Here is an 11,158-nt window from a genome sequence, read left to right as displayed (position 1 = left end):
TATGAAAGCATATTTAAAAACACTAAAAAAATCATTCCTCATAGCAGGTGCAATTCTGGCCATGACTGGGTGTAAAATAGATATTGATCCATTAGATAAATATACTGATGTAGCTGTTTATCAGAATCCAACTAATATCCGTCTATACATTATAGGAATGTATGCCGAATTTGGCACTTTTAAATTCGGTACCTTTCCTATTGGTTACGACAATGCAACTGATGCCTTAACCGATATCATGAAATATTCATCGGGTGTTGCTGGTAACGGAACCGTTAATATCCTGGCATCAGATGCTTCAAGAGTAAGTGCCGCCGGTCCGATGTTGAATTATTGGACAAATGGATATGTTAGAATTCGTCGTTTAAATGAGTTTCTTGAAGGATTGGATACCAAAGCACAAGGACTTGATGAAGCGACTAAACTGAAATTTCAGGCCGAAGCACGTTTTATTAGAGGCTATGTTTATTTCTGGTTAGTCAGATTGCATGGAAGTGTGATATTGCTGGATAAGTTGACCAGTGAAAAAGATAAGCAACGTGCTAGTGAAGATGATTGCTGGAATTTTATAGCTGCAGACTTTGCTTTTGCAGCAGAGTATCTTCCTAAAACCTGGGATAGTGCAAATACAGGTAGGGTTACAAAGGGCGCAGCTTATGGAATGCTGGCAAGAACATGGTTGTACGCGGCATCTATAGCAGAGTACGACAAAAAGCAGTTTAACGCTGATCCGTTAACTGGTGTGCCTGCAGCAAAAGCAATCCCTTATTATACAAATGCTTCCAAAGCTGCGGATGAAGTGAAAAAATTAGCTGGGGAAGGTTTGTATGAACTTGAAGCAAGTTTCACTTCTATTTTTACCAATAAAAACACCAAAGAGGCCATTTTTAAGATCGACTTTGTTCGTCCACAATTTACCCATCAGTACGATCTTGGTTTTGCTCCACCAAAAGATGCACCTGGACAAGTATTGGTTTATGGCGTGCCTACTGCAGAATTGGTAGATGAGTTTGAAATGAGTGACGGATCAACCTTCTCATGGTCAAATCCTACAATGGCTGCCAATCCTTATGTGAACAGGGAAGCTAGATTTAATGCGACCATACTGTTTAATGGATCGAGTTGGAAAGGTCGTACCATAAATACTACACCGGCAGATGCGGTAGAAGGGATCACAGAATTTGGGGCCTCCACCGATCCTAAAAAGACAGTGAGCGGTTATTATGCGAAGAAGTTTCTCGACCCTTTAAACACTGATATTGTAGTGAATAAAAGTGATCAAAGCTGGATTGAACTACGTTATGCAGAAGTTTTGTTAATTGATGCGGAAGCCAAATCCAAGATCAACGATATTTCCGGTGCAAAAACATCATTAAATACCTTAAGAAACAAAAGAGGCTTACCCAATACACCATCTCAAACCCCAGAGGAGTTAATGCGGGCGGTAGAGCATGAACGTAAGGTGGAGCTGGCATTTGAGGGACACCGGTATTGGGACCTGAGAAGATGGCGAAAAGCACACATCCTGTTAAATAATGTAAAGTTTACTGGCCATAAAGGCGCACCAAATGGAGCCGCCTTTACCTATACTACGGTTTCTGTAGACAACACAAATCGTCAATTTACGCCAGCACTATATTACATTCCAATTCCACTAGACGAGATTTTAAGGAACAATGCAATTACCCAGATTAAGGGATGGTAGTATTTTATAATATTAAACTTTTAATGATGAAGAGATTATCATTGGTTTTTATAGTTACAGTACTGGCTGGTCTGGTACTTAACTCCTGTAAAAAGGCAGAAGAGGTAGTTCGTAACAACAAGAACGATCTGATCGATATTTACGGTACTATAGAGGGAATGGGGAGCAGTAGATTGTTTGAACCGACCTTTAGTCCAAGCAAGGATACCGTTTATTTCGAGATGCCGTATTATTATCCTGTTAATTCGGATAATGAAGTAGACCTCAGCAAGATTATCCTGAGATCTAATGTACCCTCAGATGCAATGGTAACACCTTCCTTGGGTGTTGTCCAGGATGTGTCCAAACCCTTTAGGTTAAACATCACTTCAGGATCTGGTGAAGTAAGGTCCTTTGTCGTTGTGTCTAAAAAGGTAGGAGATGTATCGATCACCAAAGCGAAGGTGCTGTATCAGGCCGGAACTTCAACGCAAGAAATAGAGGCAGTAATCAAAGGCGACGATGTGTTGTTTTATATCTTGCCTGGGGTAGATTTATCAGCTGCAACCTTAAATCTGGAGATCAATAGCCACTCTACCAGTTCTATTGCAAGCGGATCGAGCATCAATTTATCACAAAATCTACCATTAACAATAACTGGTGTTGACGGGAAGAAAAAGACCTATACTTTAAAAGCAGCTGAGCCGGTTAAGTTGGATTATGGGGTAGGTATAAATAGAAGATTGTGGACGAAAACTGCGGCAGAATTAGGCTTTACGACTAATAACGAGTCTGCATTGGCGGTCTCTGGTGATTATCTGATTACCGTTGTACGGACAAATCCAGCGTCTTACAGGGTGTTTAACAGGCATACTGGTGCGTACATCAAAAATATGGCCCTGCCATTTAGCGCATTGGCCATGCAAATTGTAAATGACTCGGAAGGCAACTTAGTCATGACTACTTTTGCTGGCAAAAATGGCAAGTTCCTGGTTTACAAATGGGCCAATATTGACGCTACCCCAGTAAAAATCATAGATTGGACCAACAATAATCCTGCTGGAATAACCGGCGATGGTGGAGTAGGACGACGACTAAACATCTATGGAAACGTAGAAAGCAATGCAGTGATTATGAGCACCGGCGGTCAGTCTTCGATCATTTATAAATGGCGCATCGCAAATGGGGTACTGGTTAACAATACGCCTGAGGTGATTACTTATAAATCGGTTACTGGTGGAGCGGCCAGCTTTATGGGCTATCAAGCGGATGCACAACCGGTTTCTACAGATGCAAATACCGACTATTTTATCAATTACCAATTTGAGATTGGCTTGGTGAATGGAGTTACGCACGAACGAAGCATAGGTTTTGCAAATGAAGTGGCTGTATTTGGGATATTTCATTTTGCTACGGATTACATCATATTTAATAATGCCAAATACCTCGCAGTACAGAAGTTTGTAAAAACAACCAGTTATAACAATGCTATACTTGGCCTATACGATGTAACGGAGAGCTCGAAGATCAATCTGTCTGCCGCTGATCCAAGGTACCGCAGTTTTAACATCTACAATTCTGAAGAGTTTTTAGGGGCTACCGTAAATAGCAACGGAACTGGAGATGTGTGTTTTGGACTTTCTCCCGATAAAGAGCGCTTGCAATTGTACATGCTGCTTACCAATGGCGGTATAATCGCACATGAGTTTACGAAATACGCTCCTTAATATCAATTAATACCCTGCAGCTTACCGTTTTTGGTTAGTCGGTAAGCTGCTAATTATGATGAACCTAAAAAATAAATCTGATGAAGAAGATTGTTTATAAAATATTCGCATGGTCTACAGTTTTGGTGCTCGGTTTTACCGCCTGTAAAAAATCAAATGTTGCAAAAAATATGTTGCCAGATGAAACTGAAAACATCTTGCCCGATACCATGCGCCGCAACGAGGCCATAGCTTGGGTAGATGCGCGTTCTAATGTTTTCGGAACTTATGGTAGGTTTAGTGATACCGCCAAGATCCGAAGAACACTTGATACACTTAAAGAAGTTGGCGTAACTGGTTTGGTACTAGATGTAAAAGGATCAAACGGGTATACCATGTATCCAAGTAATTATGCTCCCCAACTCACCAGTATGGATGGTAAAACTTTTACCCCGGGGGTGGATTATGTTGGCTTTATGATTGCCGAAGCAAAAAAGAGAAATTTTAAGATCTATGCTTCGATTGTAACCTTTGTTGAAGGTTCGGCAGGTAAAGGTAAAGTATATGAAGATGCCTTATGGCGGGATCAGTATCAGTCTATTGTATGTGATGAAACCGGTAAACGAGTGCCGATTGTATCAACAGGTAAAAATGGCTTCGTTAATCCTGCAATTCCGGCAGTTCAGGAGCGCGCGCTTAACATCGTCAAGGAGATCGTAGCTAAATATGATATTGATGGATTATTGTTAGATTATGCCCGTTATACTGATATTAACGCTGATTTTTCTGATTACAGCAAAAATGATTTTATTAAATTCCTGGAAACGAAATACGGGGATACCCAGGCCAAACGAATGGATTTTCCGATAGATATTGTTAAAAGCTGGAAAATTGTAAGTGGGGTAGTTACACCAAATGTTACGGGCAAATATTATAAGCGTTGGTTGCTTTATCGTGCTACGGTAATTCATGATTTTTTTGTAAAGGCTAAAGGCGCAGTTAAAAGTGTGAAGCCAAATATGAAATTTGGCGTTTATGTGGGTGCATGGTATACCACTTATTACTCGGTTGGTGTAAACTGGGCAAGTCAGGATTATGATCCCTTTAATGACAATGAGTTGCGTTTTGATTGGTCATACCCAGACTACAATAAAACCGGGTACGCAGAGCAGTTGGATTTGATCATGACAGGTAATTATTTTACCCAATTGATGTTGGCTGATAATCCGGCAACGGCAGGCTTAGCTTATCACTGGTGGAGTGTGGAAGGCTCATTAAAAGGAGGGAAGTACATTACCCGCAATAAAATGCCATTATATGGAAGTATAGATATGGGAAATGTGGATTGGCCTAACCAGCAAGCGATTAGCAATACCATTAAATACATTCGTGCAAATGCATCAGGTGGGGTGATGCTGTTTGATGTGGTCCATGTTTATGCACCACAGTACAATCGATTAAAACAGCCACTCTGGGAAGCACTTAGACAAGGCTTAAAGAAATAATGCGTTAGGTTTGGATAGGGGCGGCTCCCACCCGTCCCGTCCTTTTTCATCTAAAAATGGATTTGTTATTAAATCTTAGTATTTTGCCGCTAAGCGTTTTTAACTATGAAAAGCCTTTATTTTAGAAATTTATTACTGTTCGTATTTGTCTTCCCTGTATTACTGCCTTTGCAATTACAAGCGCAAAGTAAATTACAGCGATTTGATGATCAGGTGTTGATCAACTTATCAGAAACAAGAACTCCTGAAAAAACTGGCGTTTTCCTTTTTATATCCAATCACAATGATTGGGTAAATGTGGGTGTTCCTGTAGGCTTACTTGCCGCAGGGGTAATTAACGACGATAAATCTATGCGACAAAATGCATTGTATGTGGCCAGCAGCTCGGCCGTAAATGTGCTTTTTACCATGCTGATTAAAAAGATCGTAAAGCGCCCAAGACCTTTTTTGGCCAATGTGAAGATTAAAGCCGTGTATCAGCCTGCACAATATTCATTTCCATCCGGACATACCTCTACAGCTTTTACTACGGCAACAGCACTTTCTCAGGCTTATCCCAAATGGTATGTCATAGCGCCATCATTTCTGTGGGCAAGCTCAGTCGGCTTTTCCCGTTTGTATTTAGGGGTTCATTACCCTACAGATGTAGCGGCAGGCGCAGTTCTTGGCACTGGCTCAGCTTTCTCGCTGCGATCATTACGTGGAGAATAATCTGCTAAATTGCTACAACAATTATTGTCTTCGGTTTGTTATCATTGCTCATAATCATAAAAAACATGAATTCAGTAAAATCTTATGCCGCTAAAAGCGCAGATAAACCATTAGAGCCCTTCCATCTCGATCGTCGCGAACCTCTAGCAGATGATATAGAAATTAAAATATTGTATTGCGGAGTATGCCACTCTGATATTCACACTGCGCGTAATGAATGGGGCGGAACCATGTATCCAATTGTTCCGGGACATGAAATTGTAGGTAAAGTAACCCGTATAGGGGCCGATGTAAGCAGATTTAAAGTTGGCGATACCGTAGGTGTGGGCTGCTTTGTAGATTCATGCGGACATTGTGGCAATTGCAAGGAACACAATGAGCAATATTGTGAAAATGGAGTTTCGCAAACTTATAATTCACTTTTACAGGATAAGAAAACCATCACTTATGGTGGATATTCAACACATATTGTAGTGACCCAAAAATTCGTTTTAAGCATTTCTGATAAACTACCTTTAGAAAAAGTAGCGCCTTTATTGTGTGCTGGTATTACCACCTATTCTCCCTTAAAATACTGGAATGTAAAAGCAGGAGATAAGGTTGCCGTGGTTGGTTTAGGTGGCTTGGGCCACATGGCTGTGAAGATTGCAGCATCAATGGGGGCAGATGTAACTGTATTGAGTCGTTCTAAAGACAAAGAGAAGGATGCAGCGAAATTAGGTGCACATCATTTTGAGTTGACCACAGACCCAGATAACATGAAAAGATTGGGTAGTAGCTTCAATTTTATTATCAACACTGTTTCGGCACAACATGATTACAATCAATACCTGGCTTTATTAAAAACGAATGGGGTTATGGTATTATTGGGAGCGCCGCCAAAACCTTCCGAGGTTTCCGCATTTCAATTGATTGGTGGTCGTCGTAGCCTGGTGGGGTCCCTTGTTGGTGGTATCAAAGAAACTCAGGAAATGCTAGATTACTGTGCCGAACATAACATCACCTCAGATATTGAGTTAATCAACATCGACCAAATCAACGAAGCATATGAGCGTACACTGGCCGGTGATGTACATTATCGCTTTGTAATTGATATGGCTTCATTAAACTAGTTGATTTTTAACCAGCCGGTAATGCTCATTCTGGGTTTATTGGTGATCAATACCTCGTGTTCCAGCTCGCTGCTTTTAAAGAAAACACTTTTTCCGCTCGCTGGTGAGATATTTTGCAAATGATCAAGATGGTGGATACAGAGTTCTCCGCCATCTTCTGCTATCCAATCTTCATTTAAATACATAATCATAGAGTACTGTCTTACCTCATTATTTCGAAACTGATCTACGTGCTTTTTATAAAAAGCACCTTTTTCGTATAAGGTATAATGAAACTCATAGCCCGTAATTCCGGTATAACAGCTGCGGTTTAGATGGCTGATAAAAGTATCCATCAGATCAAAGAAGCTGTTCTCATGAATGTTATTGTGCTCGCGATCCAGCCAATATATCTTGTCGCTGCGGTACATTTTATCATGTACCACAAGGGTATCGTTGCCAGTCCCAGCAGAAAGCATCAAGTTATCCTTGAACAAGCCTTTCAGGTTGCTGATGAGGTGTTTGGATAAATCTTTACTTAAAAAGTTTTCTGCAATACCTACTTTGTTTTCCATAAAGCTGTCAATAAGCTGGTCAAAGATCTTTTCCAATGAAATATTTAAGCGGGTAAGGTAGCATTAAATACTTACCTTCGCGTTTATTTAACAGTAAAGCATTAAGAAAAGGAATTAAATATATGATTTGGGAAAAGTTATTGTCGTCTAAACGTTGGGGAAATGAAGATCGATTTATTGGTAACCAGAAAGAATCCAGGTCAGAATTTCAACGTGATTACGACAGAATCATTTTTTCTTCACCTTTTAGAAGATTACAGAACAAAACACAGGTGTTTCCTTTGCCAGGTAGTGTGTTTGTCCACAATAGGTTAACTCATAGTTTGGAGGTAGCTAGTGTAGGTCGCTCGCTAGGGACCATCTTTTATAACAAAATGAAAGATCAAGAGCCTTTAATTGATGATACCTGTCCTTTGCTTTGTGAAGTTGGTAACATCATTGCATCGGCCTGTTTAGCACATGATTTGGGTAACCCCGCATTTGGGCATTCGGGTGAAGCAGCGATTTCTCATTATTTTACTGATGGTGATGGTAAGGTTTATAAAGATCAGGTATCCGCAGCGCAATGGGAGGACTTGATTCATTTTGAAGGTAACGCAAATGCCTTGCGCATTTTAACCCATCCTTTTGCCGGGAAAGGTACAGGTGGCTTTGCGCTAACCTACGCCACATTGGCTTCTATTGCAAAATATCCTTGCGCATCGATAGCTGGACACAACAAACAGCATATTTTTACTAAAAAGTATGGCTTCTTCCAATCAGAGCAAAGTGGTTTTGAGAAAATTGCTGTCGAAATGGATCTGATTAAAGTGCAGGAATCTCCATTGATCTATAAAAGACACCCGCTGGTGTATCTGGTAGAGGCCGCTGATGATATTTGCTATAATATCATCGATCTTGAGGATGCGCACCGCTTAAAAATCCTGTCTTACAAAGAAGTAGAAACGTTGTTATTGCCTTTGTGTAGAGACGAAAAGATGCCTGCGCGATTGGCAGAAATGGAGGATGATGATGCTAAAATCACTTTGATGCGCGCAAAATCTATCAGCACATTGATTGGTTTATGTTCTGATGTGTTCTTTAAACAGCAGCAGACTATCCTGGATGGTAATTTTAATCAAAGCCTGATGGATGCCATTGAAGAGCCCTTTCTTTCTGTAATGAAAGATATCGAAAAGGTCTCAATTAAAAAGATTTACAACTATTCATCTGTAGTACAGATTGAGGTAGCAGGCTATCAGGTGATGGGTGGTTTATTGGAAGAGTTTATTCCAGCTTATTTGCAAAATGAGTCGAAATATCATAAAAAACTGGTAGAACTGATTCCCAAACAATTTTTAACAAGGCAGACAGATGCTTACACTAAAATTCAATGTGTGTTAGACTTCGTATCGGGCATGACTGACATCTATGCGGTAGAACTGTTTAGGAAGATCAAAGGAATATCATTCCCCTCGATGAGTTAATTTTTTTTTTGCCATATTAATAACATGTTTAGTATTCATTAAATATTAAATTGAATAACTTTCTAGCTTTGTTTAATACAAGTATAATTAGAGCGATGAAAGTAGGAAATTTGGAGCCACAGGCACTTTGGAGTAATTTTGTAGCATTGAATGCCATACCCCGGGCTTCAAAAGAAGAGGAGCGTGTCATACAATTTATGGAATCTTTTGGTAATCAACTGGGTTTAGAAACCATCAGAGATCATGTAGGTAATGTGGTAATTAAAAAACCGGCAACCGCAGGTATGGAGGACAGACAAACTGTGATTCTTCAATCGCATTTGGATATGGTTCAGCAGAAAAATAGTGATAGCGACTTTGATTTTGCAACACAGGGCATCGATATGTATGTAGATGAGGACTGGGTTAAAGCAAGAGGGACTACTTTGGGGGCTGATAACGGAATAGGTGTAGCTACCATTATGGCTATTTTGGCTGCAGATGACTTGGTTCATCCGGCTTTAGAAGCCTTGTTTACCATTGATGAGGAAACAGGGATGACGGGCGCAAAACAGCTTGATCCTAGCAATCTATCGGGAACTATCTTATTAAATCTGGATACTGAGGAAGACGATGAATTAACCATTGGTTGTGCCGGTGGTATAGATACAACTACTGTATATAAATACAAGCAAAACCCTGTTGCACAAAATAGTATAGCTTTTAAAGTTTCGATTAAAGGTTTGCTAGGAGGACATTCGGGCATGGATATTCATAAAGGAAGGGCGAATGCCAATAAGCTGATGAATCGCCTGCTGTACAATGGCAATAAGGTATTAGATCTGCAGTTGGGCAGCTTTGAGGGTGGCAGTTTAAGAAATGCAATTCCTCGTGAAGCCAGCGCTGTTGTTGCTGTGGCAGGTGATCAGAAAGCTGCATTCCTTTCTTTTATTGCTGATTTCTCTGAAGTTATTAAGGCCGAATATCAATCTATCGAGCCAGCTTTAAACATCAGTGCCATAGAAACAGAACTTCCGGCAGAGGTTTTAGATAAACAAGATTACCATAAGATCATCAATGCTTTATATGCAGTTCCAAATGGCGTTTTTAGGATGAGCCCTGATATTCCTGACCTGGTAGAAGCTTCTTCTAACCTGGCCAAAATCATCATTAAGGATGGCGAGTTTATCACTTTATCTTTGCAGCGCAGCAGTGTAGAAAGCACTAAAGAAGATGTAGCAATAGCAGTAGGTGCAGCATTGGAGAATATGGGCAGTACAGTAACTACTAGTGGAGATTATCCAGGTTGGAAACCTGATGCGGATTCGGAGATTCTTTCTTTAATGAGCAAGCTTTATAAAGTGAGTTTTAATGCCGAGCCGAATGTAAATGCTTGTCATGCTGGTTTAGAGTGTGGTATATTGGGCGCGCATTTGCCGGGTATGGATATGATTTCGTTTGGTCCGACTATACATGGAGCACATTCTCCAGATGAGCGTGTACAAATTTCATCGGTTTATAAATTCTGGCACTTCCTTTTAAATGTACTGGAAGAAATACCGGCTCGTTAAATAACACAATAATTTCATTTCTTTGTAAGATCAAATTAACGCTTTAATCACCATACAATGAACGAGGAATTTTACCTTCATATTTTTAATAAACAAAACAGGATTGAGCCAGTGCCTTCTAATCAGGAGATTGCAGACTGGGCCATTAACCTGATGAATTTATTGTATCCGGAGCGTTTAACTACGCCGGATTATTCAATAAACGAAATCAAGCGCTTGTTTTTAAAACAAGAAAAGGAATTGATTAGGCTCTTAAATGCCACTAAGGCATGTGAGGATTTTAACAATGAAGGAATCGTTACTGCCTTTTTTGAAGGTCTACCGGAGTTGTACAGAAAGATGAATACCGATATCGCTGCTATTTTAAACGGAGATCCGGCAGCAAAGAACGAGTTTGAGATCATTAGAAGCTATCCGGGCTTTCTGGCCATCGCATTATATAGAATTGCACATGCCTTGTTAAAAGCGGATGTTCCACTGATACCGAGAATATTAACAGAATATGGACATTCCCTTACCGGAATAGATATTCACCCAGGCGCTTTGATTGGTGAGTACTTATATATCGATCATGGAACTGGACTGGTAATTGGGGAAACCACTGTAATTGGTAATCATGTTAAATTGTATCAAGGCGTGACTCTAGGGGCTTTAAGCGTTGAAAAATACATGGCCGATACCAAAAGACACCCGACGATTCAGGATCATGTGATTATTTATTCGGGAGCAACAATATTGGGTGGGGAAACTGTCGTAGGAGCCAACTCTATTATTGGTGGAAACGTATGGTTAACCAAAAGTATACCTTCCGGATCCACTGTATACAACCAATCGTCCGTAAAAGTTATAGAAAAAAAAGACACCAAATAG

The 11,158-nt window shown here is 40.2% G+C and carries 9 protein-coding genes; 8 read left to right on the top strand and 1 reads right to left on the bottom strand.

The genetic code is table 11. The features are described from left to right. Position 1 precedes the first annotated feature (1 nt). The 5 genes from BLS35_RS05485 to BLS35_RS05465 all read left to right on the top strand — a co-directional run bounded on the left by BLS35_RS05485 (position 2) and on the right by BLS35_RS05465 (position 6,718). A complete protein-coding gene (locus BLS35_RS05485) occupies positions 2-1,705 on the top strand; it encodes a RagB/SusD family nutrient uptake outer membrane protein (protein WP_090778604.1) in 1,704 nt (567 codons plus the stop codon). Positions 1,706-1,728: 23 nt separating this feature from the next. Continuing rightward, positions 1,729-3,411: a DUF5018 domain-containing protein gene (locus BLS35_RS05480; RefSeq protein ID WP_165973227.1), complete on the top strand. Its 1,683-nt coding sequence runs from the start codon at positions 1,729-1,731 to the stop codon at positions 3,409-3,411. An 80-nt stretch (positions 3,412-3,491) separates the two neighbouring features. Then, positions 3,492-4,895 (top strand): family 10 glycosylhydrolase, encoded by a 1,404-nt coding sequence (locus BLS35_RS05475; RefSeq protein WP_090778599.1) that lies wholly within the window; start codon positions 3,492-3,494, stop codon positions 4,893-4,895. 105 nt (positions 4,896-5,000) lie between these two features. Then, complete coding sequence (locus tag BLS35_RS05470; protein WP_090778597.1) at positions 5,001-5,606, top strand: phosphatase PAP2 family protein; 606 nt, start codon at positions 5,001-5,003, stop codon at positions 5,604-5,606. Positions 5,607-5,671: 65 nt separating this feature from the next. Then, positions 5,672-6,718 (top strand): NAD(P)-dependent alcohol dehydrogenase, encoded by a 1,047-nt coding sequence (locus BLS35_RS05465; protein ID WP_090778595.1) that lies wholly within the window; start codon positions 5,672-5,674, stop codon positions 6,716-6,718. Here BLS35_RS05465 and BLS35_RS05460 read toward each other — a convergent pair. After that, positions 6,715-7,272: a 2OG-Fe(II) oxygenase gene (locus BLS35_RS05460; protein WP_207909087.1), complete on the bottom strand. Its 558-nt coding sequence runs from the start codon at positions 7,270-7,272 to the stop codon at positions 6,715-6,717. The genes BLS35_RS05465 and BLS35_RS05460 overlap by 4 nt on opposite strands. Positions 7,273-7,394: 122 nt before the next feature. Here BLS35_RS05460 and BLS35_RS05455 point away from each other — a divergent pair, with 122 nt between their 5' ends. The 3 genes from BLS35_RS05455 (at position 7,395) to epsC (ending at position 11,158) form a co-directional block, all read left to right on the top strand. After that, entirely contained in the window at positions 7,395-8,738 is a 1,344-nt protein-coding gene (locus BLS35_RS05455; RefSeq protein ID WP_090778591.1) for a deoxyguanosinetriphosphate triphosphohydrolase, read from the top strand. Between the two features lie 95 nt (positions 8,739-8,833). Beyond that, entirely contained in the window at positions 8,834-10,288 is a 1,455-nt protein-coding gene (locus BLS35_RS05450) for an aminoacyl-histidine dipeptidase (protein WP_090778589.1), read from the top strand. Between the two features lie 57 nt (positions 10,289-10,345). Continuing rightward, positions 10,346-11,158, top strand: coding sequence for a serine O-acetyltransferase EpsC (epsC, locus tag BLS35_RS05445; RefSeq protein ID WP_090778587.1), 813 nt, complete (start codon positions 10,346-10,348; stop codon positions 11,156-11,158).

It is taken from the genome of Pedobacter sp. ok626, assembly GCF_900100435.1.
Taxonomy (GTDB): domain Bacteria; phylum Bacteroidota; class Bacteroidia; order Sphingobacteriales; family Sphingobacteriaceae; genus Pedobacter.
The sequence above is the reverse complement of the archived record's forward strand: the minus strand, read 5'-3'. Positions and strand labels throughout refer to the sequence as shown.

Coding starts and splice junctions, on each gene's coding strand:
- BLS35_RS05485 (WP_090778604.1), top strand. CDS start 2: ATGAAAGCATATTTAAAAACACTAAAAAAATCATTCCTCATAGCAGGT.
- BLS35_RS05480 (WP_165973227.1), top strand. CDS start 1,729: ATGATGAAGAGATTATCATTGGTTTTTATAGTTACAGTACTGGCTGGT.
- BLS35_RS05475 (WP_090778599.1), top strand. CDS start 3,492: ATGAAGAAGATTGTTTATAAAATATTCGCATGGTCTACAGTTTTGGTG.
- BLS35_RS05470 (WP_090778597.1), top strand. CDS start 5,001: ATGAAAAGCCTTTATTTTAGAAATTTATTACTGTTCGTATTTGTCTTC.
- BLS35_RS05465 (WP_090778595.1), top strand. CDS start 5,672: ATGAATTCAGTAAAATCTTATGCCGCTAAAAGCGCAGATAAACCATTA.
- BLS35_RS05460 (WP_207909087.1), bottom strand. CDS start 7,272: ATGGAAAACAAAGTAGGTATTGCAGAAAACTTTTTAAGTAAAGATTTA.
- BLS35_RS05455 (WP_090778591.1), top strand. CDS start 7,395: ATGATTTGGGAAAAGTTATTGTCGTCTAAACGTTGGGGAAATGAAGAT.
- BLS35_RS05450 (WP_090778589.1), top strand. CDS start 8,834: ATGAAAGTAGGAAATTTGGAGCCACAGGCACTTTGGAGTAATTTTGTA.
- epsC (WP_090778587.1), top strand. CDS start 10,346: ATGAACGAGGAATTTTACCTTCATATTTTTAATAAACAAAACAGGATT.